Consider the following 24,065-nt stretch of genomic DNA (forward strand, 5'->3'; position numbering starts at 1 on the left):
GTGTGCCGCAATGCAACACTGGACGGCTAATGACATCGCTGGCAGGCTGACCCGGTCTCAAGCCGGAGCCCGCATGACCATCTCGCCGCTCGTTTCCCTGCGCGAACGCCTGCCGCAACTGAAGCTGACCACCGACGCCACCGACCTGGAACATTACGGCCGCGACTGGACCCGGCGCTGGACGCCGGCACCGCTGGCCATTGCCTTGCCGGCCGATATTGCTGAGGTGCAGACGATCGTGCGCTGGGCCAACGAGACCGGCGTGGCGATCGTACCCTCGGGCGGCCGCACCGGTCTGTCCGGCGGCGCCGTGGCGGCGAACGGCGAGCTGGTGGTCAGCCTGGAGCGCATGAACCGCGTACTGGGCTTCGATGCAGCCGACCGCACCCTGACCGTGCAGCCAGGCATTGCGCTGGAAGCGGTACACAATGCCGCGCGCGAACACGGCCTTATCTATCCGGTGGATTTCGGCGCGCGCGGTTCGTGCCAGATCGGCGGCAACATCGCCACCAACGCCGGCGGCATCCGCGTCATCCGCTACGGCAATACGCGCAACTGGATCGCCTCGCTGAAAGTGGTCACCGGCGCAGGTGAACTGCTGGAGCTCAACCGCAGCCTGGTCAAGAACGCAACCGGCTACGACCTGCGCCATCTATTCATCGGTTCCGAAGGCACCCTGGGCCTGGTGGTGGAAGCGACCCTGGCGCTGACCGAAGCGCCGCCCGCTTCACAGGTACTGCTGTTTGCCGTGCCGCATATGCAGGCGCTTATGCAGGTGTTCGGTGCCTGCCGTAGCCGCCTGCAGCTGAGCGCGTTCGAATTCTTCACCGATCGTGCCTTGCATCACGTACGGGCGCATGGCGCGCAGGCGCCGTTCGAGCAGGTGTCGCCTTACTACGTGGTGACCGAATTCGACGCGGCCGACGAAGCCGCCCAGGCCGAAGCGCTGGCCGTGTTCGAGCATTGCCTGGAGCAGGGCTGGGTCAGCGACGGCGTGCTGAGTCAGAGCGAGGCGCAGGCGCGCAGCCTGTGGCGCCTGCGCGAGGGCATTACCGAAAGCCTGGCGCCGCACAAGCCGTACAAGAACGATATTTCCGTGCGCATCGGCGTAGTGCCGGCCTTCCTGCAGGAAATGCAGGAATTGCTCACGCGCGAGTATCCACAGTTCGACGTGGTCTGGTTCGGTCATATCGGCGACGGCAACCTGCATATCAATATCGTCAAGCCTGCCGAGATCGACTACGCCGCGTTCATCGCCGAGTGCGAGCGTGTGACCGAACTGATGTGCGAGGTGCTGAGGCGCCATGGCGGCAGCATCTCGGCCGAACACGGCATCGGCCTGGTCAAGAAGGCCTATCTGGCCAGCGCGCGCAGCGTGGAGGAAATCGCTCTGATGCGCGGTATCCGCGCTGTGCTCGATCCGCGTGGCGTGATGAATCCGGGCAAATTGTTCTGAGTCCGCCGGCTGCGCATATCGCGCAATCACATATCAATCTGCGCGGCAATGTCGCGTATAAGCTCAGGTGTTGAATCTCGGAATGGCAATGAACGCAGACGAACCAAACGGTGCGCCGCTGGACCTGGCGCAGACGCGCCAGCGCATCGACGCGATCGATCGCGAAATCCAGCAGCTGATCGGCGAACGCGCGCAGTGGGCGCAGTTGGTGGGCAAGGCCAAGGGCGAACTCAAGGCCGCGGTGGATTACTACCGGCCCGAACGCGAGGCGCAGGTATTGCGCATGGTGGTCGACCGCAACAGCGGCGGCCTCCTCAGCAACGAGGAAATGGTGCGCCTGTTCCGCGAGATCATGTCGGCCTGCCTGGCCCAACAGGAGCCGCTGAAAATCGGCTTCCTCGGTCCCGAAGGCACCTTCAGCCAGCAGGCGGTGCTCAAGCACTTCGGCCATTCGATCAAGGGCCTGCCGCTGGCGACCATCGACGAGGTGTTCCAGGAAGTCGCCGCCGGCAATGCCGATTTCGGCGTGGTGCCCATCGAGAACTCCAGCGAAGGCACGGTCAATTCCTCGCTCGACCTGTTCGTCACCTCGCCGCTGAAGATCTGCGGCGAAATCGAATTGCGCGTGCACCAGCACCTGCTTTCGCGCAGCACGCGGCTGGAAGACATCGAGCGGGTGTATTCGCACCCGCAGTCGCTGGGCCAGTGCAAGGCCTGGCTGCGGGCCAACCTGCCCAAGGCCGAGCGCATACCCGTTTCCAGCAATGCCGAAGCGGCGCGGCGTGCACGCAATGCGGACGACGCAGCGGCCATCGCCGGCGAGACCGCGGCGCATATCTACGGCCTGAAGGTGCTGGGCCGGCAGATCGAGGACCGGCCCGACAACACCACGCGCTTCTTCGTCATCGGGCGCGAGCTGTTTCCGCCGTCGGGACACGACAAGACTTCCCTGCTGATGTCGGTCAAGGACAAGCCGGGCGCCCTGTACGAACTGCTGACGCCGTTTGCCGACCAGAACCTGTCCATGACCAAGATCGAATCGCGTCCGGCCCGCACCGGCAAATGGGAATATGTGTTTTTTGTCGAAGTGGAAGGCCATGTCGACGATGCGCGCGTGAGCGCAGCGGTTGCCGCCGCCAGCGCACGCGCGGCGGAAGTGAAGGTGCTGGGATCGTACCCGGTGGCGCTGCTGTGAGCGGCGCCGTTCTGCAGCTGGCCAATGCGGCCACGCGCGCTCTGCGCGCCTACGATCCGGGCCACGATCTGCCTGCGCTGCGGCAGGAATACGGCGAACGCCTGATCGAACTGGGCTCGAACGAGACCTCGCTGGGCGCCAGCCCGGCTGTGGCCGCGGCCATTGCCGCGACGCTCGGCGATATTTACCGCTATCCCGATCCCAAGGGCGGCGCGCTCAAGCGCGCGCTGGCCGCGCACCTGGGCGTGGCCAGCGAGCAGATCGTGCTGGGCAACGGTTCGCACGAATTGCTCATGCTGATAGCGCAGTGCTTTGTCGATGCGTCGACCTCGGTGGTGTATTCGCAATTTGGCTTTGCGGTATTCGCGATCGGCACCGCTGCCGCCGGTGCCCAGGCGATCTGCGTGCCGGCACTGCCAGCCGATCATGCAACCGCGCCGCTGGGGCACGATCTCGCCGCCATGGCCGCTGCAGTGCGAGCCGATACGCGCCTGGTCTACCTGGCCAACCCGAACAACCCGACCGGCACTTGGTTCGACGACGCGGCGCTGGACGCCTTCCTGGCGCAGCTGCCGGCGCATGTCGTGGTGGTGGTTGACGAGGCCTATGCGGAATACATGACGGCGCCCGGCGCGAATTCGGCCGTGCGCCTGCTGCGCGATTCACGTCATCCGAACCTGATCGTCACGCGCACGTTTTCCAAGGCCTACGCGCTGGCGGGATTGCGCGTCGGCTACGCGATTGGCTCGGCCGAGGCGATGGCTGTGCTGGAGCGTCTGCGCGAATCGTTCAATGTGAACAGCCTGGCCCTGGTCGGTGCACAGGCCGCGCTGGCTGATGCTGCTCATGCGGCGCATATCCGCGAGCACACGGCGCAGGAACGCGAATGGCTCACTGCCCGCTTGCGCGAACGCGGCCTGCGCGTGTTTCCTTCGCAGACGAATTTCGTGCTGGTCGATTTCCGGCGCGATGCAAAAGACGTCGAGGCACAGCTGTTCCGCCACGCCGTCGTCGTACGGCCCATGGCGGGCTACGGCCTGCCGACCTGCCTGCGCATCAGCATCGGCACGCGCGCGGAAAGCGAGCGCCTGCTGGAGGCACTGGCATGAGCAGTAGCGGCGAATGCTGGAGCAGCAGCCGCGCCACTGCCTTGCAGGGCGAAGTGCGCGTACCCGGCGACAAATCGATTTCGCACCGCGCGGTGATGTTTGCCTCGCTGGCCGAAGGCACCTCGCGGGTCAGCGGTTTCCTCGAAGGCGAAGACACGCGCGCGACCGCGCGCGCATTCGCGGCCATGGGTGTGACGATGCAGCAGCCCAGTGCGAGCGAGCGCATCGTGCATGGCGCGGGCTTGCACGGCCTGCATGCCGCGGCCGATGCGATCGACTGCGGCAACGCAGGCACGGGCATGCGCCTGCTGACCGGTATCCTGGCCGGGCAAGCCTTCGATTCCACGCTGATCGGCGATGAATCGCTGTCGCACCGGCCGATGCGCCGCGTGATCGATCCGCTCGCGCGCATGGGGGCGCAGATCGATGCGCAGCAAGGCGGCCTGCCGCCCTTGCGCGTGCACGGCGGGCGTCCCTTGCGCGGCATCGACTACGCGTTGCCGGTCGCCAGCGCCCAGGTCAAATCGGCCATCCTGCTGGCCGGGCTTTACGCGGACGGCGAAACCAGGATCAGCGAACCGCATCCGACGCGCGACTATACCGAGCGCATGCTGGCCGCATTCGGCTGGCCGATTGCGTTCGGCGAGGGCAGGGCCAGCCTCAGCGGCGGCCACCGTCTGCGCGCGACCGACGTAGTAGTGCCGGCAGATTTTTCCTCGGCGGCCTTTTTCCTGGTTGCGGCCAGCATCGTGCCGGGTTCGGACCTGCTGCTGCGGGAAGTCGGCATCAATCCGCGCCGCACCGGCCTGTTGCAGGCGTTGCGCCTGATGGGCGCGGATATTGTACTGGAACGCGAACGCGAGCTCGGCGGCGAAGCCGTGGCCGACCTGCGCGTGCGGCATGCCCGCCTGCACGGTATTGCCGTGCCCGAAACGCTGGTGCCAGACATGATCGACGAGTTTCCCATTCTGTTTGTCGCCGCGGCCGCGGCGCAGGGTACGACGCGCGTTACCGGCGCAGCCGAGTTGCGTGTAAAGGAGTCTGACCGCATCGCGGTGATGGCGCAGGGCCTGCGCAAACTGGGCGTGGCCATCGAAGAAACGCCCGATGGCGCGTTGATCGAAGGCGGCCGTCTCGGCGGCGGCGAAGTCGACAGTGTCGGCGATCATCGCTGTGCCATGAGTTTTGCCGTAGCCGGGTTGCTGGCGGCCACGCCGGTGCAGATTCTCGATTGCGAGAATGTGGCGACCTCGTTCCCGGGTTTTGTCGCACTGGCCAACGGCTGTGGCTTCGTCCTGGTAACCTGGTAACGGCTGCGACTTTTCGTTGCCAGGCATTTGTCGCGACAGCTGGTGCCACTGTCCCGGCTGCTGCTTCAAGCACGAGACCAGCATCTGGTGGAGCATGAACAGCAACGCTGGATCCGCCTCAAGCCTGATCTTCTGATCTGCCATGGCGAGCAGCGCCTTGTCGTACTGGATACGAAATGGAGCTGCTCGATGCGGACAGGAACAACGGCAGCGACAAGTACGGTCTTGCACAGAGCGATTTCTATCAGTTGCATGCCTACGGGCAGACCTATCTGCAAGGTCGCGGCGACGTAGCACGGGTCTATCCCCTGGCTGCGCGATTCCCCCAGCCGCTGCCCGCGTTCAGATTTCCGCACAGCGCTGCGTCTGTGGGCCTTGCCGTTTTGCCTGGATTCCAAAACGCTGCTGCTGCCCGATGACGCGGGTATCGCAGCCCGTTTTCGCCCAGGGCATCAGCCGTCGCCGCTTGCTTGAGGTAAGGCCCGGCAGGCTGCTTCACTGTATTGCGGCCTCGGCTCGGCCCGCAGCAGTGCTTCCCGGTACTGCGGCGACAAGCGGGGAGTGGACGCAACGGTTGATCGCAGCAATGGGCCAGGCTGTTGCGGTACCTGAACAAGTGGCCGGCATTTCTTCCGCTGCCGGCCGTCGCGCCGGCCGTCGCATGCACGATCCGTCGATCGTCAAGCCTTGAATTCATTTTCGACTCCCCATATTGAGTCGCCTGTTCGGCTGTGTCCGGCATCGCTGCAGGCTCTTTCAGGAGCGGCTGGATCAGGTTGACCGTCGACGCAGGTGCAGTCGGCCCGTCACCGATATTACGTGCCGTGGTTCCCGGGGGCGGGCGGGAGGGGCGGTGGCTTTTTGGGTTGTTTTGTTTGGGTATCCCGACCGTGAAATGGATTTTCGTCCTGTTGTTTCTTGCCTGCGCGGCCTACGTACATCTGCGCGGGCGCGTGCGCCATGGCTTCGGTCGTCAGCTGCTCGATCACTCCACCTTCATGGCGCCGGTGAATGTGTTGATGTACCTGTGTTCGCGCGTGCCGACCAAGCCATTCATCGTGCCGGAGCAGCACTTTCCCGAGCTGGAGCCGCTGCGCCAGCGCTGGCGCGACATTCGCGAAGAGGCGCTGCATCTGCGTGAATTGCAGCAGATAAAGGCTGCCGACGGCTACAGCGACGTCGGCTTCAATTCGTTCTTCCGCCGCGGCTGGAAGCGCTTCTATCTGAAGTGGTACGACGAGGCGCATCCGTCCGCTGCCGAGCTGTGCCCGCGCACGACAGCGCTGTTGCGCGAGATTCCTGGCGTCAAGGCAGCGATGTTCGCCGAGCTGCCGCCCGGCGGCGAGCTGCGTCCGCATCGCGATCCGTTTGCGGGCTCGCTGCGCCTGCATCTGGGCCTGGACACACCCAACGACGATGCCTGCTTCATCGATGTGGACAGCCAGCGCTACAGCTGGCGGGACGGCGAATGGACCATGTTCGACGAAACCTATATCCACTGGGCGCGCAACGACTCGGCCGGCAACCGCATCATTCTGTTCTGCGATATCGAGCGGCCACTGCGCTTTGCCTGGGCACGCGGACTCAACCGTTTTGTCGCGCGCCATTTCATTGCGGCCGGGGCCTCGCCGAACCGCGAAGGGGACAGGACCGGCGGCATCAACCGCGCCTTCAAGTATTTCTATGCCGTGCGGCTCAGGGCCAAGGCTTTGCGCGAGCGCAACAAGCGCCTGTACTACGCGCTCAAGTACTTGCTGGTTCTGGGAATGGTCGGGTTCATCTGGTGGCTTTGAGGCGGTTCTGCGCTTGCCGCCGTGCGCTATGCATGACGCCGGATGGCGGCGAACTGCTAGACTCGCAAAGTTTGCTCCGCCTGCCAGAGTGCCCATGAGCCGATCCGACAAGCCGATACCCGTATTGACCATCGACGGGCCGTCCGGCTCGGGCAAGGGCACTGTCGCCCGCATCGTCGCGGAACGGCTGGGCTGGCATCTGCTGGATTCGGGCGCGCTGTACCGCGCAGTCGGCTACGCCGCCTCGATGGCCGGGCTGGACTTGTCCGACTCGGAAGCGATGACGCGCTGTGCCGAGACCACCAAGATCACCTTTCGCGATCCGAAAGATGGCCGCGAAACAAGGGTTTACGTCAACTCCCACGATTCCACCGACGATCTGCGTACAGAGACCGTCGGTGCGGTTGCGTCCGCTATCGCGGCGATCCCTTCCGTGCGTACGGCCCTGGTCGACAAGCAGCTGAGTTTCCGCCGCACGCCCGGCCTTGTCGCCGACGGGCGCGACATGGGCACGGTGATTTTTCCGGATGCCGGGGTCAAGGTTTTCCTGACCGCCAGCGCCGAAGAGCGTGCAAAGCGGCGCTATAAGCAGTTGAAAGACAAAGGCCTGAACGTTACACTCGCATCCCTTTTGCGCGAGATCGAAGCGCGCGATGCCCGCGATGCGGCGCGTCCCGTAGCTCCGCTGAAGCCGGCACTGGATGCCGTCTTGATCGACTCGACCGGGATGCCCGTGGATGCCGTGGTGGACAAGGTGCTCAGCCTTATCCAACCCGCCTGACGCCGCCTTCTTCGTTTTTGCACAAAGGGAATAGGTCCCGCACCGCGGGGAACTCCATGGTGTCTGCGAAGGCACCCCAACAGGCAAGCGGCGGCATTCGGGCCACATTGTCCGGGCTGCGGCTTTTTTCCATTCTGGAATCAACATGACTGAAAGTTTTGCCGAACTGTTTGAACAGAGCGAAGCCCTGATCAAATTCAAGCCGGGTACCATCGTTACCGGCGTCGTAGTCGACATCAAGTCGGACGTCGTCGTCGTCAACGCCGGCCTCAAGTCCGAGGGCATCGTGCCCATCGAGCAATTCCGCAACGAACGCGGCGAACTCGAAGTGGCCATCGGCGACGAGGTGAAGGTTGCCCTCGATTCGCTCGAGAACGGATTCGGCGAGACCATGCTCTCGCGCGAGAAGGCCAAGCGGTCGCTCGTGTGGGACGAACTCGAAGAGGCGCAGAAGGCCAACGCCACCGTCACCGGCCGCATCAGCGGCAAGGTCAAGGGCGGTTTCACGGTCGACATCAAGGACGTCCGTGCATTCCTGCCGGGTTCCCTGGTCGACGTGCGCCCGGTGCGCGATCCGGTCTACCTCGAAGGCAAGGAACTCGAGTTCAAGATCATCAAGCTCGACCGCAAGCGCAACAACGTGGTGGTTTCGCGTCGTGCCGTGGTCGAAAGCGAATTCAGCGCCGAGCGCGAATCGCTGCTGGAAAAGCTGCAGGAAGGCGCAGTCATCAAGGGTGTGGTCAAGAACCTCACCGACTACGGCGCGTTCGTCGACCTCGGCGGCATCGATGGTCTGCTGCACATCACCGACATGGCGTGGAAGCGCGTACGTCATCCGTCCGAAGTGGTCAACGTCGGCGATGAGCTGGACGTCCGCGTGCTGAAGTTCGACCGCGAGCGCAACCGCGTTTCGCTCGGCCTCAAGCAGATGGGCGAAGACCCCTGGGTCAACATCGCCCGCCGCTACCCGACCAATACCCGCCTGTTCGGCAAGGTCTCCAACGTCACCGACTACGGCTGCTTCGTCGAGCTGGAACCGGGCGTGGAAGGTCTGGTGCACGTCTCCGAAATGGACTGGACCAACAAGAACGTCAACCCGGGCAAGCTGGTCCAGGTCGGCGACGAAGTGCAGGTCATGGTCCTCGACGTGGACGAAGAGCGCCGCCGCATCTCGCTGGGTATCAAGCAGACCCAGTCGAATCCGTGGGAAACCTTCGCGGCCATCCACAAGAAGAACGACAAGGTGCGCGGCCAGATCAAGTCGATCACCGACTTCGGCATCTTCGTCGGCCTGGACGGCGGCATCGATGGCCTGGTCCACCTGTCCGACATCTCCTGGCAGGCTACCGGTGAAGATCTTGTCCGCCAGTTCAAGAAGGGCGACGAAGTCGAAGCCGTGGTGCTGGCAGTAGACCCGGAGCGCGAGCGCATCTCGCTCGGCATCAAGCAGCTGGAACAGGACCCGTTCGGCCAGTTCATGGCCGGCTCGCCCAAGGGCAGCATCGTCAACGGCGTCGTCAAGGAAGTGGACGCGCGCGGCGCGACCATCGACCTGGGCGAAGGCGTCGAGGGCTACCTGCGTGCCAACGACATCGCCAAGGAACGCATCGAAGATGCGACCCAGCACCTCAAGGTGGGCGACAAGGTCGAAGCCAAGTTCATCGGCATGGACCGCAAGGGCCGCACGCTGCAGCTGTCGATCCGCGCCAAGGACGAGGAAGAGCTCGCTACGGCTCTGGAAGAGTACCAGTCCAGCACCCTGGGCACCGCCAAGCTCGGCGCGCTGCTCAAGGAACAGCTGAAGAAGTAAGGCTCCAGGCCGGCCGGGCAGGGTATTCCTGCCTCGGCTGGCATGCGTTATCTGAATGGCGGCCCGGTGCCGCCATTCTTTTTGTCTGAAATAACTCGCTGCAAGTGCGTGAATGGATTCGCGGAATGCGCTAAGCTCGCGTTCCGTAACGGAACTCTACCCGGCGGAGCCGAAATACCCATGACCAAGTCCGAGCTGATCGAGGCCCTGGCCGACCGGCAGAAGCATCTTGCGTTCAACGATGTCGAGCTGGCCGTAAAGAATCTGCTGGAACAGATGAGTCAGGCGCTGTCCGGTGGCGAACGCATAGAGATTCGCGGCTTCGGCAGTTTCTCGCTGCATTTCCGTCCGCCGCGCATGGGCCGCAATCCCAAGACCGGTGCCGCTGTTGCGTTGCCGGGCAAGCATGTACCGCATTTCAAGCCGGGCAAGGAACTGCGTGAACGGGTGAACCAGTCCGAGGATCCCATCCGCTGAGCCCTTGTCGCTTGCGTACCGGCGCGACCGCGCCCTGAATCGGATCGGCCATGCGTGTTGTCTGGACTATCGTTGCGCTGTTGTTCGTCATTGCGGGTGCGCTGTTCGGCGCGCTCAACAGCGAACAGCTCTCGCTGGATTTCTATGCCGTCCAGCTGAGCCTGCCCAAGGGGGCTGCGCTGCTGGCCGCCGTATTGTTTGGCTGGCTGGTCGGCGGACTGGTTCTTTGGCTCGCCGTCGTCGTTCCGTTGAAACGTCGCTTTGCGCAACAGCGCCGCGACCATGCCCGGCGCGAGCCGGTGCCTGTGGTGGTGGACTGAACCGCACTCCATGAATCCGCTCTACCTGTTGTTCCTGCTGCTTCCGGTTGCCGCGTTCTCGGGCTGGTGGATCGCTCGTCGCGCCAGCGCACGCAGCTCCGGCGAACGCGTCAATGCCTTGTCGACCAGCTATTTCCGCGGTCTGAACTACCTGCTCAACGAGCAGCAGGACAAGGCCATCGAAGTGTTCGTCAAGCTGGCCGAGATCAATCGCGACACGGTCGAAACGCACCTCGCCCTGGGCAATCTGTTTCGCCGCCGCGGCGAAGTGGACCGTGCCATCCGCGTACACCAGAACCTGATCGCGCGCGAAGACCTGAGCGATGCGATGAAGACCGTCGCCCTGCTGGAACTGGGCGAGGACTACATGCGCGCCGGCCTGCTCGATCGCGCCGAGACCCTGTTTTCCGACCTCGTCGCGATGCGCGCGCATGCGCCCTCGGCGCTCAAACACCTGATCGCGATCTACCAGCACGAGCGCGACTGGGACAAGGCGATTGCGCATGCGCGCCGGTTGGAAGAGATGACCGGCGAATCGCAATGCGCGGTAATTGCCCAGTTCCATTGCGAACTGGCCAGCGAGTCGCGAACGCAGAAACGCTTTGCCGATGCCAGCGAACATATCCAGGCCGCGTTCGACTGCGCCCCGCGCAATGTGCGCGCGAGCATGCTGCAGGGGCAGGTACTGGCCGACCAGGAGCGTTACGCGGAAGCCGTCAGCGCGTTCGAGCAGGTGGCCGAACACGATGTCGATTTCGTGCCCGAAATCCTGCCGCTGCTGCTGGACGCCTATGCCAAAAGCCAGCAGATGCAGCGCGCCGAGGAATTCCTCGGCCGCATCATCGAGCGCTACCACGGTATTTCGCCGGTACTGGCGCTGACCAAACTGTTCTCCCGCACGCAGGGCGAGGCGGCGGCGATCGAATTCCTCACGCGCCAGCTGCGCCAGCGTCCGTCGGTACGCGGCTTGATGGCATTGATCAATGCGACCCTGCACAGCGCCACTGGCGACGCGCGGGAAAACCTGCTGATCCTGCAGGATCTGGCCCGCAAACTGGTCGAAGGCCAGGCCATGTACCGCTGCAATCGCTGCGGCTTCGGCGCCAAGGCACATCATTGGCAATGTCCCAGCTGCAAAAGCTGGGGGTCGGTGCGGCCTATCCACGGCGTGGCCAACGAATAGCGCGTGGATACCGAATTCGCCCTGCGCTGTGCCGCGGCACTGCTGACGGCTGCGGCGGCGACGGAGCTGTCGATCCGCTACGCCCTGCGCCGGCAGTTGCTGGATCTGCCGGGACAACGCCGTTCGCATCGCCTGCCGACCCCGCGCGGCGGCGGCATTGCCATTGTCATTGCCGTGCTCGGCTGTGCGCTGCCGCTGTTGCCGCTTTCCTTGCCATTTCGCTGGCTGCTCGGTGTGGCCGTGGGCGCGGTGGCGGCGGTCGGCTGGTGGGACGACCACCGTCCACTGAGCGCACGCGCGCGTCTGGCGATACAGGCGCCGGCAGCACTGCTGCTGGCGTATCTGTTGTTGCAGCTGCAAATGCCGGCTGGCCTGCTCGTTGTCGCGGCGCTGATGGTGCTGGTGCTGCTGAGCACGATGTGGTCGATCAACCTGCACAATTTCATGGACGGCATCAACGGGCTGCTGACCTTGCAGGCGAGCTGGATGTTCGCCTTGATCGCTGTGCTGGGCGAGTGCGGTCTGCCGCACGGACTGGGTCTGGCGCCCGCGGCAATGGCAGCGGCCTGCCTGGGCTTTCTGCCGTTCAACTTCCCGCGCGCCCGCGTCTTCATGGGCGACGTGGGCAGCGGTGCGCTAGGCATGCTGATCGCCGCAGTGCTGTGGCTGGCGGCCTGGCGGGAACCTCGCTGGATTGCCGTGGGTCTGCTGCTGGGTTCCAGTTTCTTCATCGACGCGACCGCTACCTTGCTGTCGCGCTATTGGCGCGGACGCCGCTGGTATAGTGCGCATCGCGAACATCTTTATCAGTGGCTGGTGCGTGGCGGCCGCTCGCATGCACGGGTCGTGGGCTATTACATGGCATGGAATGGTTTGCTGATCGCGCCGCTGAGCCTGGTGGCGGCGCGCAATGAGAGCCTCTGGCCCGGCCTGGCTGCCGTGGTCGTGGCCTATGTCGCCGGCAGCGTGCTGTGGTGGCGGGCGCGCCTTGCCGTACTTGCTGGAGCGCGCCATCGTGCCTGATCTGCTGCGCCGTTCCATCGGCCTGATCCATCCGCGTCTGGCGGTGGTCGTACATGACCTGGGCATGGTCTGGCTGGCCTGGATCGCCACCTATGCCGTGCGCAACAGCCTGCTGCCCGAGCCCCAGCCAGTGATCTGGTGGGGGCCGGAAGTGGCCGTGCTGCTGGCGGTGCAGGCGGCGGTGTTCTGGTGGACCGGGCTGTATCGCGGCCTCTGGCGCTTCGCCAGCCTTCCGGATTTGTGGAATATTGTACGGGCCGGTGCGACCGGCGCGCTGCTGGTGGCGATCACGCTGTTCGCCTACAACCGCCTGAGCACTGTGCCGCGCAGCGTGCTGCTGCTGTATCCGGCGGCGCTGGTGGTATTCCTGGGCGCGCCGCGGCTGGGCTATCGCTTCTGGAAGGATTCGCGCCTGGACCTGTTCAACGACAGTCCCAGCCAGCGCGTGCTGATTCTCGGCGCCGGCCGCGCCGGTGAGGCGCTGGCACGCGATCTGAAGCGCGAGAACCGCTATCGCGTCGTCGGCTTTGTCGACGACAACGCCCAGCTGCGCGGCGCCAAGCTGCATGGCGTGCCGGTGCTGGGCACGCTGGAAAAGCTGCCGCAGATCGCCGCCGAAGTGGCCGTGCAGATGCTGCTGATCGCCATGCCGTCGTCGAGCAATGCGCAGATGCGCCGCGTAGTGGAATTGTGCGAATCCACTGGCCTGGCTTTCCGCACCGTGCCGCGCCTGGACGACGTGGTTTCCGGCCGCTCGCAGTTCAATGAGCTGAAGGAAGTGGCCATCGAAGACCTGCTCGGACGCGATCCGGTACAGCTGGACTGGACGGCGATCCGCAGCGGCCTTACCGGCAAGCGGGTTCTGGTCACCGGCGGCGGCGGTTCCATCGGTTCCGAGCTGTGCCGCCAGGTCGCGCGCCTGGGCGCTACCTCGCTGACCATCCTGGAACTCTCGGAATACAACCTGTATCGCATCGAACAGGAATTGCGCGCAGCCTGGCCCGACCTGATCCTCGACGCGCGTATCGGCAATGCCGGCGATGCCGCAACCTGCGAACACGTCTTCGTACAGGCGCGGCCGCAGGTGGTGTTCCATGCCGCAGCCTACAAGCACGTTCCGCTGCTGCAGGACCAGTTGCGCGAAGCCGTACGCAACAATTCGCTGGCCACGCGCTGCGTCGCCGACACCTGCGACCGCCACGGCGTGGAATGCATGGTGCTGATTTCCACCGACAAGGCGGTGAATCCGACCAGCGTGATGGGCGCGTCCAAGCGCATCGCCGAAATCTATTGCCAGAACCTGGCCAGCCGTTCGCGCACGCGCTTCATGACCGTGCGTTTCGGCAACGTGCTGGATTCGGCCGGCTCGGTAGTGCCGCTGTTCCGCGAACAGATCCGCGCTGGCGGCCCGGTGACGGTGACGCATCCGGAGATCACACGCTATTTCATGACCATTCCCGAAGCCTGCCAGCTGATCCTGCAGGCCGAGGTGCTGGGGCAGGGCGGCGAGATCTTCGCACTGGACATGGGCGAACCTATCCGTATCCGCGACCTGGCCGAGCAGATGATCCGCCTGACCGGCAAGGTGCCGGGCCGCGACGTGCAGATCGCCTATACCGGCCTGCGCCCGGGCGAGAAGCTGTTCGAGGAACTGTTCCACCCGCTGGAAAACTACCGCAACACCGCCCACGCCAAGATCTTCCTGGCGCAGCCGCGCAGCATGAGCTGGGAGCTGCTCAATGCCCAGCTCGCCCGCGCCACGCAGGCGGTACAGGATTTCGACGAAGACCAGCTGCGCCGCTGCCTGGCGACGCTGTTGCCCGACTTTGCCTGGCGCGAGAAAGAGCCCGCCGCCGTCGTCGCCTTCCGCAGCCACTCATAAGCAAGGAGCACGCATGTCGCAACGTCTACGCAAGGTGGTATTTCCGGTCGCCGGCCTGGGTACGCGCTTCCTGCCGGCAACCAAGGTCGTGGCCAAGGAAATGCTGCCGGTACTCGACCGGCCGCTGATCCAGTATGCCGTCGACGAAGCCGTCGATGCCGGTGCGGATACGCTGATCTTCGTCACCAATCGCTACAAGCACGCCATTGCCGACTATTTCGACAAGGCCTACGAGCTGGAGACCAAGCTGGAGCAGGCCGGCAAGAAGGAATTGCTGGCCATGGTGCAGAACGTGCTGCCCAAGCACGTGCGCTGCGTGTTCGTGACCCAGCCCGAAGCACTGGGCCTGGGCCACGCGGTGCTGTGCGCCAAGCCCGTGGTCGGCAACGAGCCGTTCGGCGTAATCCTGCCGGACGACCTGATCTGGAACCAGGGCCCCGGCGCGCTGCGGCAGATGGCTGAGCTGGCCGCGTTCGAGAACTCCGGCGTGATCGCGGTGGAAGAAGTGCCGCGCGAGCAGACCAACAAATACGGCATCGTCGATGCCACGCCGGTGAGCGAGCGAGCGGCGCTGATCAAGCTGATGGTGGAAAAGCCCAAGCCCGAGGAAGCACCATCGAACCTCGCCGTGGTCGGCCGCTATGTGCTGCCCGGACGCATCTTCTCGCTGCTGGAATCGACCAAGCCCGGCGCCGGTGGCGAAATCCAGCTGACCGATGCGATCGACGCGCTGCTCAAGCAGGAACGCGTACTGGCCTATCGCTTCCAGGGCGAGCGCTTCGACTGCGGCAATAAGCTGGGTCTGGTCAAGGCGACGCTGCATTTCGCCCTGCAGGACGAAAGCCTGGCCGCGGCGACGCGGCAATTCATGGCGGCGTCGCAATAAGCGCAGGCGCGCAGGAGCGGTAGGCGTGCAGGAACACGATCTCAGCTACATCCTCAACCAGCTGGGCGAGGAGGATCGCGAGCGCCACCGTGGCGCCGTCGCGCCGCCCATCTACCAGAGTTCCATTTTTGCCTTTGCTACAGTGGAGAAAATGCGCGCGGCGTTCGGCGACGAGCTGGACAACACGCTGTATACGCGCGGCAACAATCCCACGGTGGAAATTCTGCGCAGGAAGCTGGCGGCGCTGGAAGGGGCCGAGGACGCGCTGCTGTTCGGCTCCGGCGCGGCGGCGATCGCTGCAGGTGTGGTCGCCGGTCTGCGCGCCGGCGACCACGTGGTCTGCGTGCAGAAGCCGTATTCCTGGACGCGCACGCTGCTGCGCGATTTCCTCGCGCGTTTCGGTGTCAGCCACAGCTTTGTCGATGCGCGCGAGGTGGCCGGGATAGAAGCCGCGCTGACCGCGCAGACGCGCCTGATCGTGCTGGAAAGCCCGAATACCATGACCTACGAGCAGCAGGATCTGGCTGCCGTAGCCACGCTGGCACGTGCGCGCGGCATCCGCACCCTGGTCGACAACAGCTATGCGACGCCGCTGAACCAGCGCCCGCTCGCCCTGGGCATAGACCTGGTCGCGCATTCGGCGACCAAATACCTCAACGGTCATAGCGACGTGGTTGCGGGCGTTTTGTGCGGCAGCAAGGCGCTGATCCGCGAAGTGTTCTCTGGCCCCTACATGACGCTGGGCGCGATGCTGTCGCCGCACGATGCCTGGCTGATGATCCGCGGCCTGCGCACCTTGCCCTTGCGCATGCGCCAGGTTGCTGCGAGTACGGCCCAGGTGGTCGAGTTCCTGCAGAACCACGCCAAAGTGGAACAGGTCTGGTATCCGCACGCGGCAGACGATCCGCAGGCTGCCCTGACCCGGCGCCAGATTTCCGGTGCCAGCGGCCTGCTGTCGTTCACCCTGCGCTGCGAGACCACGGCGGCCGTCGAGCGCTTTTGCGATGCGCTGCAGCGTTTTCTCATGACGGTGTCCTGGGGTGGCTACGAGTCGCTGCTGTTTCCGGTCGCCGCGGTCTATCCGCCGGATACGCGCGTCGGCGCGCACAAGCCGGGGCAGGTGCCGGTCAATCTGCTGCGCTTGTCCATCGGCCTGGAAGAGCCCGACGTACTGCTGGCCGACCTCGCCCAGGCACTGGATCGCGTGTAGGGTTCGCACACTGGTTTCGGAGGATTCATGCGCCACTGGATGAGCTTGATCACGGTGTCCACCTTGCTGCTCAGCGCCTGCAGCACAATGGCCGCGCGTCCCGCGCGCGACGCTGCCACCACCCTGCCGGACCTGGCCGGCGAATACGACAACCACGCCGAGCGCTGGAGCGCGTCCGCCGGGGGCAAGCAGGCGCCGTCGACGAACGCCGCACCGGCGATCCACCATTGGCTGGTACATCCCGGCGGCGATACGCGTCAATTGCTGTGGCGCGTGGTGCTGCCCGATACCACGCCGGTACAGGAAGCGCGCTGGCTGCTGGTCAGCGAAAATAATGGATTTGTTCCTTATCGGCCACTGACGGCGGAAGCCGAGGCGGTATTCCAGAACCCGGCCAAGAACGTGCGCCTGGACGACAAGTCCTGGGTCGCGCTGAGTTCGTGCACCTACAAGGCGGCGGCGACGCGCAACGGTCTGGCCTTTGCCGCCGATCCCGCCGCCTGCAGCACCTTGCTGCCGGGCATCGGCGCCACCGCGGCACTGCTGCCGCTGCGTTTCGAACTGATCGACCAGCGCCTGCGCGTAGTCACCGTGGCCGATCAGGCGCGCGGCGTGGACGCCGCGACGATATCCCAGCGCGTGCGCTGGTTCACCGGCTGGGATGCGATCAACGGCGGCGGCGCCAAGGCCGCCGCGGAGAACAACGACTGGCATCTGCGCCGCGACCTGCGCCTGCACAGCGAAGGTGGCCGCGTGGCGCTGAAATTCCGCGACGGCGCCGCTTCGGGCTATTCGCTGGAGCTGGCGCGGCTGACCTATCGCGAGAGCAATACCGAAGTACTGCGCCTGTCGGTGATCGAAGACGTCAGCGGCAAGATGATCTCCTACGTCTGGGGCGATCCGGAGTCGCGCCGCATCGGCCTCAGCCTGGGCTGGCTGCAGGTCGGCCTCGAAGTGGAAAACGAAACAAAGGATAGTCGCGCGCGATGACCGAACTGCCGGCCAGCTACTACCGCGCGACATCCACGGCCTACGGCGGCTTCGCCCCGCTGACCGGCCGCTGTGCCAAGCGCGTAGTCGTGGTCGGCGGCGGCTATGCCGGCTTGAATACGGCGCTGGGCCTGGCCGAGCGCGGCGTCGGCGAGGTGCTGCTGCTGGAGCAGGACAGCATCGGCTTCGGCGCATCGGGGCGCAACGGCGGTTTCGTCTTTGCCGGCTATTCCCGCGGCGAGGAAGCGCTGGTCGCCCGGCTCGGGCTGGAACACGCCAAGGCGCTGTACCTGAGCACGCTCGGCGGCGTGCAGCTGATCCGCGCGCGCGTGGGCAAGTACCGCATTCCCTGCGCCATGGTCGACGACGGCGTGATCTGGGCGAACTGGCTGCGCAATCCGCGCGTATTGCGCCAGCGCCAGCAATTCCTGGCCGAGAAATTCGGCGTGCACTGGGACTGGGTGCCGAAGGCGACCCTGGCCGAGCTGCTGCGCACCGACCGCTACGGTGACGGCCTGTGGGAGCGTAACGCCGTACATCTGCATCCGCTCAATTACGCCATCGGTCTGGCCCAGGCGGCGGCGGCCAAGGGCGTAGGCGTGCACGAACACTCGCCGGTGCGCTCGCTGCGCCGCGACGGCAAGGGCTGGCGCCTGCGCACCGACGAGGCCGAGATCGAAGCCGAACATGTGGTGCTTGCCTGCGGCGGCTATCTGGCCGGCCTGGACGCGGCCGTGGACCGCGGCGTGCTGCCGATAGCGACCTATGTGATGGTGACCGAGCCGCTGGGGCAGCGACTGCGCGACTGCATCAATACACGGGCGGCGGTCTACGACACGCGCTTTGCCTTCGACTACTACCGGCCGCTGCCGGATTCGCGCCTGCTCTGGGGCGGCCGCATCTCGGTACGCGACCGATCGCCGCAGCGCGTGCGCGAACTGCTTTATCGCGACCTGCTCAAGGTCTATCCCAGGCTGGCCGGAATCCACGTGGATTTTGCCTGGTCTGGCCTGATGAGCTATGCGCGCCACCAGATGCCGCAGATCGGCCGCCGCGCCGACGGACTCTGGTTTGCGCAGGCCTTCGGCGGCCATGGCGTCGCACCGACCACGGTCGCGGGCGAACTGCTCGCCGCCGCGATCGCCCAGGACGACGAAGCCTGGCAGCGCTTCGCTCCGTTCGGCCTGGTTTCCGCCATGCGTCCTTTCGGTTTCATGGGGGCGCAGGCGAGTTACTGGTGGTATCAGGCCAAGGACTGGCTGGCCGATCTGCGCGATGCCTGAAGTCGCGGGCCGCAGGCAGCAATCCGGTTCAATACAGGCTTGCTGCGCCTGACTAGACTGCGTGTTTTCGCCGGGGAAGCCGCATGAGCGACACCATCAGCTGGAACGATTTCGAGAAAGTGCTGCTCGTGGCCGGCACGGTCGTGCGCGCCGAGGTCAACGAACAGGCACGCAAGCCGGCGCTGAAAGTGTGGGTGGATTTCGGGCCCTACGGCGAGAAGAAGACCAGCGCGCAGATCGCATCGCTGTATGCGCCGCAGGAGCTGGTCGGCCGCCAGGTCGTTGGTGTGATCAATTTCCCGCCCAAGCAGATTGGACCGTTCATGTCCGAATTCCTGCTGACCGGCTTTCCCAGCGACGAAGGCATCGTATTGACCGCGATAGAGCGGCCTGTTCCGAACGGTGCGCGGCTGGCCTGATGCGCTGGCGAACGGATGACGCCATTCGCTGCGCTCATTGGCGCCTTGCGATTGTGCCGGGTCCCGCTGGAACCCGGTTGGCGTAATGTAGCGATCGTAGGGTGCCGATGAGCCGAAGGCGAATTCCGCCACAAGGTCTTCCCGACGGCATGCCATTGGGAAGAGCCTTTCGGCGCCATTCGCTGCGCTCATCGGCGCCCTGGGTGGGGCGTACGATTACAGCGCTTCGAAAATACCAGCGGCGCCCATGCCGGTGCCGATGCACATGGTCACCATGCCGTACTTCTGCTGGCGCCGGCGCAGGCCGTGGACCAGGGTAGCCGCGCGGATCGCACCGGTGGCACCCAGCGGATGGCCCAGCGCAATCGCGCCGCCGAGTGGATTGACCTTGGCTGGGTCCAGGCCGACGTCGCGAATCACCGCCAGCGCCTGGGCGGCAAAGGCTTCGTTGAGTTCGATCCAGTCGAGCTGGTCCTTGCTCAGTCCAGCCTGCTTGAGCGCCTTCGGAATCGCGGCGATCGGGCCTATGCCCATGATTTCCGGCGGCACGCCGGCCACGGCGAAGGAGACGAAGCGGGCCAGTGGCGTCAGGCCGTAGTCCTTGATCGCCTGTTCGCTGGCCAGCAGTACCGCGCCGGCGCCGTCGGACATCTGCGAGGAATTGCCTGCGGTGACCGAGCCGCCCATGCGGAACACCGGGCGCAGCTTGGCCAGGCCGTCGGCGCTGGTGTCCTTGCGCGGGCCTTCGTCGGTATCGATGCTGCGCGTGTCGGCGACGATGCCGCGGGTGGCCAGGTTGGGGTAGTGGTCGGCGAGCACGTACGGTGAAATTTCGCCCTTGAATTCACCCGCGGCAATGGCGGCCAGGGCTTTCTGGTGCGAGGCCAGGGCGAAGGCGTCCTGGTCTTCGCGGCTGACTTTCCACTGTTCGGCGACTTTCTCCGCCGTGATGCCCATGCCGTAGGCGATGGCGATGTTCTCGTTGTCGAACACGGCCGGGTTCATGGCGATCTTGTGGCCCATCATCGGCACCATCGACATCGATTCGGTGCCACCGGCCAGCATCAGGTCGGCTTCGCCGGTGCGGATGCGGTCGGCTGCCATGGCGATGGCCTGCACGCCGGAAGAACAGAAGCGGTTGATCGTGACCGCAGCCACCGTATGTGGCAGTCCGGCCAGCAGGGTGGCGATGCGCGCCACGTTCATGCCTTGCTCGGCCTCGGGCATGGCGCAACCGATCACGGCGTCGTCGATGCGGCTGACGTCGATGCCCGGCGCCTGCGCCACGGCGGCCCGGATCACATGGGCGAGCAGGTCGTCCGGCCGGGTATTGCGGAACACGCCGCGCGGCGCCTTGCCCACGGCGGTGCGGGTGGCGGCGACGATGTAGACATCCTGGATTTGCTTGGTCATTGCAGTGTCCTCGTCGCTCAGTTGCGCAGCGGCTTGCCGGTGGTCAGGGTGTGAACGATGCGGGCCTGGGTCTTGGGCATTTGCGCCAGTTCGACGAAATGCTTGCGCTCCAGCGCCAGCAGCCATTCCTCGTCGACCAGCGAGCCGCGCTCGATCACGCCGCCGCACAGCGTGTCGGCGATGCGCGAACCGATCTCGTAGTCGTGTTCGGAAATGAAGCGGCCTTCGAGCATGTTGACCAGCATCATCTTCAGGCTGGCTGTGCCGACGTCGCCGCAGACCGGAATCTGAGCTGGCAGTGCCGGGCGATAGCCCGCATCGGCCAGGGCCGCGGCTTCGCGCTGGGCTACCCAGAGCACTTCATGCGTGTTGAAAACGATGGTGTCGGTGGCGCGCAGCAGGCCCATTTCCTTGGCTTCCAGCGCGCTGGCCGAGACCTTGGCCATGGCCACGGTCTCGAAGAAGGCCTTGACCGCGTTGAATGGATCGGCCGGATTGGCCTTGGCGCAGCGCAGGGCGATTTCCTTCAGGCCGCCGCCGGCCGGCAGCAGGCCTACGCCGGCTTCGACCAGGCCGATATAGCTTTCCAGCGCCGCCACCGTCTTTGTGCAGTGCATCTGGAATTCGCAGCCGCCGCCGAAGGCCATGCCGCGAATTGCCGCCACGGTCGGCACCAGCGAGCGCTTCAGGCGCATGCTGGTGGCCTGGAAGTTGGCAATCATGGCCTCGAATTCGGCCACCTTGCCGGCCTGCAGCAAGCCCATCGCGCCCTTCAGGTCGGCACCGGCCGAGAACGGTTCTTTGGCCTGCCACAGCACCAGGCCCTTGAAGCGCTGCTCGGCTTCGTCGACTGCGCGCTGGATGCCGTCGAGGACGAAGTCGTTGACCGTGTTCATCTTGGTCTTGAACGAGACGATGCCGATGTCGTCGCCCAGGTGCCACAGGCGCAGGCCGTCGTTCTCGTACACCGTCGTGCCCTGGTCGAACTTCTCGCCCAGGATAGGATCGGGGAAATGCTGGCGCTGATAAACAGGATGAGAAGAACGCGGCAATGCCTTGTTCTGACTGGCGGAATACGAGCCATCCTTGCCATGCACGCCGGTCCGTCCGTCGCTGACCCAGGCCGGCAGCGGCGCGCTGCTCATGGCCTTGCCGGCGGCGATGTCCTCGGCGATCCAGCCCGCTACCTGCTGCCAGCCGGCGGCCTGCCAGGTCTCGAACGGACCCAACTGCCAGCCGTAGCCCCAGCGGATGGCGAAATCGACGTCGCGCGCAGTTTCGGCAATATCCGCCAGGTGGAAGGCGCTGTAGTGGAACAGATCGCGGAAGGTCGCCCAGAGGAACTGGGCCTGCGGATCGACGCTGGCGCGCAGCTTGGCGAACTTCTCGCTCGGATCCTTGATCGCGAGGATCGCGCTGACCTCATCGCTGGGCTTCTGGTCGGCGGCGCGGTAGTCCTGCTTGGCCAGGTCCAGCACGACGATGTCCTTGCCCACCTTGCGGAACACGCCGGCCCCGGTCTTCTGGCCCAGCGCGCCCTTGTCGATCAAGGCCTTGAGCCAGAGCGGCGCCTGGAAATAGGCATGCCAGGGATCGTCCGGCAAGGTGTCGGCCATGGTCTTGATGACATGGGCCATGGTGTCCAGGCCGACCACGTCGGCGGTGCGGTAGGTCGCACTCTTGGGACGGCCGACGGCCGGGCCGGTCAGCGCGTCGACGGCGTCGAAGCCCAGGCCGAATTTCTCGGTGTGGTACATGGTGGCCAGCATCGAGAACACGCCGATGCGGTTGCCGATGAAGTTCGGCGTGTCCTTGGCATATACCACGCCCTTGCCGACCGTCGTGGTGAGGAAGGCTTCCAGTCCGGCCAGGATGTCGGCATCGGTGAACTTGTTCGGGATCAGTTCGACCAGGTGCATGTAGCGCGGCGGATTGAAGAAGTGCACGCCGCAGAAACGATGGCGCAGGTTTTCCGGCAGCGCCTCGGCTAGGGTATTGATGGACAGGCCGGATGTATTGCTGGCAATAACTGCAGAATCAGGAAGATATGGAGCAATCTTCTTGTAAAGGTCGAGCTTCCAGTCGGTACGTTCGGCAATCGCCTCGATGACCAGGTCGCAGCCGCGCAGCAGTTCCAGGTGCTCGTCGTAGTTCGCCGGCACGATGGCGGCCTGGCGCGACTTGTCGGCGAGCGGAGCCGGCGAGAGCTTGGACAGGTTCTGGATCGCCTTGATCGCGATGCCGCTCTTGTCACCTTCCTTGGCGGGCAGGTCGAACAGCACGGTCTCGACATCGGCATTGGTGAGATGAGCGGCGATCTGCGCGCCCATGACACCGGCGCCGAGTACCGCAGCCTTGCGGATACGTAGCGGTTTGAAGCTCATGGTGACCTCGTTGTGGCGGGAAGCGGAGGGGAAGCCCGGCGACTGTGCACCGATGCATTGGAGTTGTTGCTCGCGTTGCGGTGCAGCATCCGGCGCCCGAACGACGATGGTGGGACGGGCCGGCCTGCGGCCAGAGCCGGGTCCGCCAGGGGTGAGGGCGCAAGCACGGAATTGGCGGTATTGCCTGCGTCTGCATCGATACCGCGGTGGGCGGCAGCAGGCGCGGTCATGCGCAACAAGCCCACTCGGGTCGAGCCCTGCAGAGACTGGACATGAAGTGCAGGATGCCCGGCGCGCGGCAGTGGGCGGCGACGCAATCGATCTGTTCGTTCGATGGTTTTCGTGGCGGAGATACCTCGGCGTCGGGGCAGGCCAGGCGGCTGGCCCCGGCCGCGTTTCTACGGTGCGCGCAGGCCGGCGGCGGCGAAGCGGATCAGATGCTCGGCGGCGCGTTCCCGATGCTGCTGTTCGGTGACGCCGGTCTTGCGCTTGATCACGCCGAAATCGGCCATGGCATAGGTCAGGGCACCGGCGACAATATCCAGCCGCCAGTACAGCTCTTCCTTGTCCAGATCGGGCAGGCGCTGGGCAAAGGCGGCATGGAAGCGCTTCATCACGTGGCCGTAGTTATCGGACAGGAATTTGCGCAGCGCGTCGTTGTGTTCGGCATAGGCGCGCGCCAGTACGCGTACGAAGGCACCGCCACCACCGCGGTCCTGCGACAGGTCCAGGGCCGGCTGGATAAAGGCGCCGAGCAGATGTTCCAGGCCCGACTCCGGTTTTTTCAGTGCTTCGTCCAGGGCTTGCAGGCGGTGCGCGTTGAGTTCGTCCAGGCGGCGGCGGAATACCTCGTTGATGAGATTTTCCTTGGAGCCGAAGTGGTAGTTGACTGCCGCCAGGTTCACATTTGCTGCCGCAGTCACCTGGCGCAGCGAGGCGCCGGCAAAGCCGAGCCGGGCAAACAGCTGTTCGGCGGCGCCGAGGATGCGTTCCTTGGTGGAGAAGTGCTGCGAGTTCATGAAGTCCTTACACTGTCCGGTCTCGGGCTCAGGCCGGGTTCTGTTCTGGCGGGGCAGCCCAGGATCGGATCCTAGGTAAAACGAGCGTTTGAATGCTACGAGAGCGCTTCGATCCGGTCAAA

General features: G+C 65.0%; 22 protein-coding genes. 19 read left to right on the forward strand and 3 right to left on the reverse strand.

All coding sequences use genetic code 11. The features are described from left to right. Nucleotides 1-73 precede the first annotated feature (73 nt). The 19 genes from DFR29_RS23140 (at nt 74) to DFR29_RS23225 (ending at nt 19,127) form a co-directional block, all read left to right on the forward strand. Complete coding sequence (locus DFR29_RS23140) at nt 74-1,456, forward strand: FAD-binding oxidoreductase (protein ID WP_133821016.1); 1,383 nt, start codon at nt 74-76, stop codon at nt 1,454-1,456. A gap of 88 nt (nt 1,457-1,544) precedes the next feature. Further along, entirely contained in the window at nt 1,545-2,651 is a 1,107-nt protein-coding gene (gene pheA / locus DFR29_RS23145; protein ID WP_243746154.1) for a prephenate dehydratase, read from the forward strand. Further along, the gene (gene hisC / locus DFR29_RS23150) at nt 2,648-3,760 is read left to right on the forward strand and encodes a histidinol-phosphate transaminase (protein ID WP_208113688.1); all 1,113 of its coding nucleotides are present in this window, start codon (nt 2,648-2,650) and stop codon (nt 3,758-3,760) included. The genes pheA and hisC overlap by 4 nt, the downstream gene beginning before the upstream one ends. Then, nucleotides 3,757-5,070: a 3-phosphoshikimate 1-carboxyvinyltransferase gene (gene aroA, locus DFR29_RS23155; RefSeq protein WP_133821018.1), complete on the forward strand. Its 1,314-nt coding sequence runs from the start codon at nt 3,757-3,759 to the stop codon at nt 5,068-5,070. Before hisC ends, aroA begins: the two co-directional genes overlap by 4 nt. Before the next feature lie 42 nt (nt 5,071-5,112). After that, nucleotides 5,113-5,364 (forward strand): 5-methylcytosine restriction system specificity protein McrC, encoded by a 252-nt coding sequence (locus DFR29_RS30570; protein ID WP_208113689.1) that lies wholly within the window; start codon nt 5,113-5,115, stop codon nt 5,362-5,364. After that, nucleotides 5,247-5,489: a 5-methylcytosine restriction system specificity protein McrC gene (locus DFR29_RS29760; protein WP_208113699.1), complete on the forward strand. Its 243-nt coding sequence runs from the start codon at nt 5,247-5,249 to the stop codon at nt 5,487-5,489. The genes DFR29_RS30570 and DFR29_RS29760 overlap by 118 nt, the downstream gene beginning before the upstream one ends. A 462-nt stretch (nt 5,490-5,951) precedes the next feature. Beyond that, nucleotides 5,952-6,863 (forward strand): lipid A hydroxylase LpxO, encoded by a 912-nt coding sequence (gene lpxO, locus DFR29_RS23165; protein ID WP_425598884.1) that lies wholly within the window; start codon nt 5,952-5,954, stop codon nt 6,861-6,863. A gap of 94 nt (nt 6,864-6,957) precedes the next feature. Continuing rightward, nucleotides 6,958-7,644 carry a (d)CMP kinase gene (gene cmk, locus DFR29_RS23170; RefSeq protein ID WP_133821020.1) on the forward strand — a complete coding sequence of 229 codons (687 nt, stop codon included), beginning with the start codon at nt 6,958-6,960 and terminating at the stop codon, nt 7,642-7,644. Nucleotides 7,645-7,789: 145 nt separating this feature from the next. After that, nucleotides 7,790-9,454 carry a 30S ribosomal protein S1 gene (gene rpsA, locus DFR29_RS23175; RefSeq protein WP_133821021.1) on the forward strand — a complete coding sequence of 555 codons (1,665 nt, stop codon included), beginning with the start codon at nt 7,790-7,792 and terminating at the stop codon, nt 9,452-9,454. Nucleotides 9,455-9,634: 180 nt separating this feature from the next. Continuing rightward, complete coding sequence (locus DFR29_RS23180; RefSeq protein ID WP_133821022.1) at nt 9,635-9,931, forward strand: integration host factor subunit beta; 297 nt, start codon at nt 9,635-9,637, stop codon at nt 9,929-9,931. Nucleotides 9,932-9,981: 50 nt separating this feature from the next. Further along, nucleotides 9,982-10,251 (forward strand): DUF1049 domain-containing protein, encoded by a 270-nt coding sequence (locus DFR29_RS23185; protein WP_133821023.1) that lies wholly within the window; start codon nt 9,982-9,984, stop codon nt 10,249-10,251. 10 nt (nt 10,252-10,261) lie between these two features. Then, a complete protein-coding gene (gene lapB, locus DFR29_RS23190; protein WP_133821024.1) occupies nt 10,262-11,434 on the forward strand; it encodes a lipopolysaccharide assembly protein LapB in 1,173 nt (390 codons plus the stop codon). Nucleotides 11,435-11,437: 3 nt separating this feature from the next. Then, nucleotides 11,438-12,457, forward strand: coding sequence for an MraY family glycosyltransferase (locus tag DFR29_RS23195; protein ID WP_133821025.1), 1,020 nt, complete (start codon nt 11,438-11,440; stop codon nt 12,455-12,457). A 64-nt stretch (nt 12,458-12,521) separates the two neighbouring features. Beyond that, nucleotides 12,522-14,339 (forward strand): nucleoside-diphosphate sugar epimerase/dehydratase, encoded by a 1,818-nt coding sequence (locus DFR29_RS23200; RefSeq protein WP_243746158.1) that lies wholly within the window; start codon nt 12,522-12,524, stop codon nt 14,337-14,339. Nucleotides 14,340-14,352: 13 nt separating this feature from the next. Then, the gene (gene galU, locus DFR29_RS23205; RefSeq protein WP_133821027.1) at nt 14,353-15,225 is read left to right on the forward strand and encodes a UTP--glucose-1-phosphate uridylyltransferase GalU; all 873 of its coding nucleotides are present in this window, start codon (nt 14,353-14,355) and stop codon (nt 15,223-15,225) included. A 25-nt stretch (nt 15,226-15,250) separates the two neighbouring features. Further along, a complete protein-coding gene (locus tag DFR29_RS23210) occupies nt 15,251-16,435 on the forward strand; it encodes a trans-sulfuration enzyme family protein (protein ID WP_133821028.1) in 1,185 nt (394 codons plus the stop codon). A 39-nt stretch (nt 16,436-16,474) separates the two neighbouring features. Further along, nucleotides 16,475-17,425 carry a hypothetical protein gene (locus DFR29_RS23215; protein WP_208113690.1) on the forward strand — a complete coding sequence of 317 codons (951 nt, stop codon included), beginning with the start codon at nt 16,475-16,477 and terminating at the stop codon, nt 17,423-17,425. After that, nucleotides 17,422-18,708 (forward strand): NAD(P)/FAD-dependent oxidoreductase, encoded by a 1,287-nt coding sequence (locus tag DFR29_RS23220; RefSeq protein ID WP_133821030.1) that lies wholly within the window; start codon nt 17,422-17,424, stop codon nt 18,706-18,708. Before DFR29_RS23215 ends, DFR29_RS23220 begins: the two co-directional genes overlap by 4 nt. An 83-nt stretch (nt 18,709-18,791) precedes the next feature. Next, nucleotides 18,792-19,127, forward strand: coding sequence for a tRNA-binding protein (locus DFR29_RS23225; RefSeq protein ID WP_133821031.1), 336 nt, complete (start codon nt 18,792-18,794; stop codon nt 19,125-19,127). A gap of 216 nt (nt 19,128-19,343) precedes the next feature. Here the strand turns inward: DFR29_RS23225 and DFR29_RS23230 are convergent, their stop codons facing one another. From DFR29_RS23230 to DFR29_RS23240, 3 genes are all read right to left on the reverse strand, one after another. Continuing rightward, nucleotides 19,344-20,540, reverse strand: coding sequence for an acetyl-CoA C-acyltransferase (locus DFR29_RS23230; RefSeq protein WP_133821032.1), 1,197 nt, complete (start codon nt 20,538-20,540; stop codon nt 19,344-19,346). A 17-nt stretch (nt 20,541-20,557) separates the two neighbouring features. Further along, nucleotides 20,558-22,924, reverse strand: coding sequence for a 3-hydroxyacyl-CoA dehydrogenase/enoyl-CoA hydratase family protein (locus DFR29_RS23235; RefSeq protein WP_133821033.1), 2,367 nt, complete (start codon nt 22,922-22,924; stop codon nt 20,558-20,560). Between the two features lie 398 nt (nt 22,925-23,322). Then, the gene (locus DFR29_RS23240; protein ID WP_133821034.1) at nt 23,323-23,943 is read right to left on the reverse strand and encodes a TetR/AcrR family transcriptional regulator; all 621 of its coding nucleotides are present in this window, start codon (nt 23,941-23,943) and stop codon (nt 23,323-23,325) included. Nucleotides 23,944-24,065 lie beyond the last annotated feature (122 nt).

This window comes from Tahibacter aquaticus, from assembly GCF_004363655.1.
Lineage (GTDB): Bacteria > Pseudomonadota > Gammaproteobacteria > Xanthomonadales > Rhodanobacteraceae > Tahibacter > Tahibacter aquaticus.

What these genes read in the sequence shown, in the direction of transcription:
- DFR29_RS23180 (WP_133821022.1), top strand. Translation starts at nt 9,635, where the DNA reads ATGACCAAGTCCGAGCTGATCGAGGCCCTGGCCGACCGGCAGAAGCAT.
- DFR29_RS23200 (WP_243746158.1), top strand. Translation starts at nt 12,522, where the DNA reads ATGGTCTGGCTGGCCTGGATCGCCACCTATGCCGTGCGCAACAGCCTG.
- DFR29_RS23230 (WP_133821032.1), bottom strand. Translation starts at nt 20,540, where the DNA reads ATGACCAAGCAAATCCAGGATGTCTACATCGTCGCCGCCACCCGCACC.
- DFR29_RS29760 (WP_208113699.1), top strand. Translation starts at nt 5,247, where the DNA reads ATGGAGCTGCTCGATGCGGACAGGAACAACGGCAGCGACAAGTACGGT.
- aroA (WP_133821018.1), top strand. Translation starts at nt 3,757, where the DNA reads ATGAGCAGTAGCGGCGAATGCTGGAGCAGCAGCCGCGCCACTGCCTTG.
- DFR29_RS23140 (WP_133821016.1), top strand. Translation starts at nt 74, where the DNA reads ATGACCATCTCGCCGCTCGTTTCCCTGCGCGAACGCCTGCCGCAACTG.
- DFR29_RS23185 (WP_133821023.1), top strand. Translation starts at nt 9,982, where the DNA reads ATGCGTGTTGTCTGGACTATCGTTGCGCTGTTGTTCGTCATTGCGGGT.
- DFR29_RS23240 (WP_133821034.1), bottom strand. Translation starts at nt 23,943, where the DNA reads ATGAACTCGCAGCACTTCTCCACCAAGGAACGCATCCTCGGCGCCGCC.
- DFR29_RS23215 (WP_208113690.1), top strand. Translation starts at nt 16,475, where the DNA reads ATGAGCTTGATCACGGTGTCCACCTTGCTGCTCAGCGCCTGCAGCACA.
- pheA (WP_243746154.1), top strand. Translation starts at nt 1,545, where the DNA reads ATGAACGCAGACGAACCAAACGGTGCGCCGCTGGACCTGGCGCAGACG.
- galU (WP_133821027.1), top strand. Translation starts at nt 14,353, where the DNA reads ATGTCGCAACGTCTACGCAAGGTGGTATTTCCGGTCGCCGGCCTGGGT.
- rpsA (WP_133821021.1), top strand. Translation starts at nt 7,790, where the DNA reads ATGACTGAAAGTTTTGCCGAACTGTTTGAACAGAGCGAAGCCCTGATC.
- cmk (WP_133821020.1), top strand. Translation starts at nt 6,958, where the DNA reads ATGAGCCGATCCGACAAGCCGATACCCGTATTGACCATCGACGGGCCG.
- lapB (WP_133821024.1), top strand. Translation starts at nt 10,262, where the DNA reads ATGAATCCGCTCTACCTGTTGTTCCTGCTGCTTCCGGTTGCCGCGTTC.
- DFR29_RS23225 (WP_133821031.1), top strand. Translation starts at nt 18,792, where the DNA reads ATGAGCGACACCATCAGCTGGAACGATTTCGAGAAAGTGCTGCTCGTG.
- DFR29_RS23235 (WP_133821033.1), bottom strand. Translation starts at nt 22,924, where the DNA reads ATGAGCTTCAAACCGCTACGTATCCGCAAGGCTGCGGTACTCGGCGCC.
- DFR29_RS23220 (WP_133821030.1), top strand. Translation starts at nt 17,422, where the DNA reads ATGACCGAACTGCCGGCCAGCTACTACCGCGCGACATCCACGGCCTAC.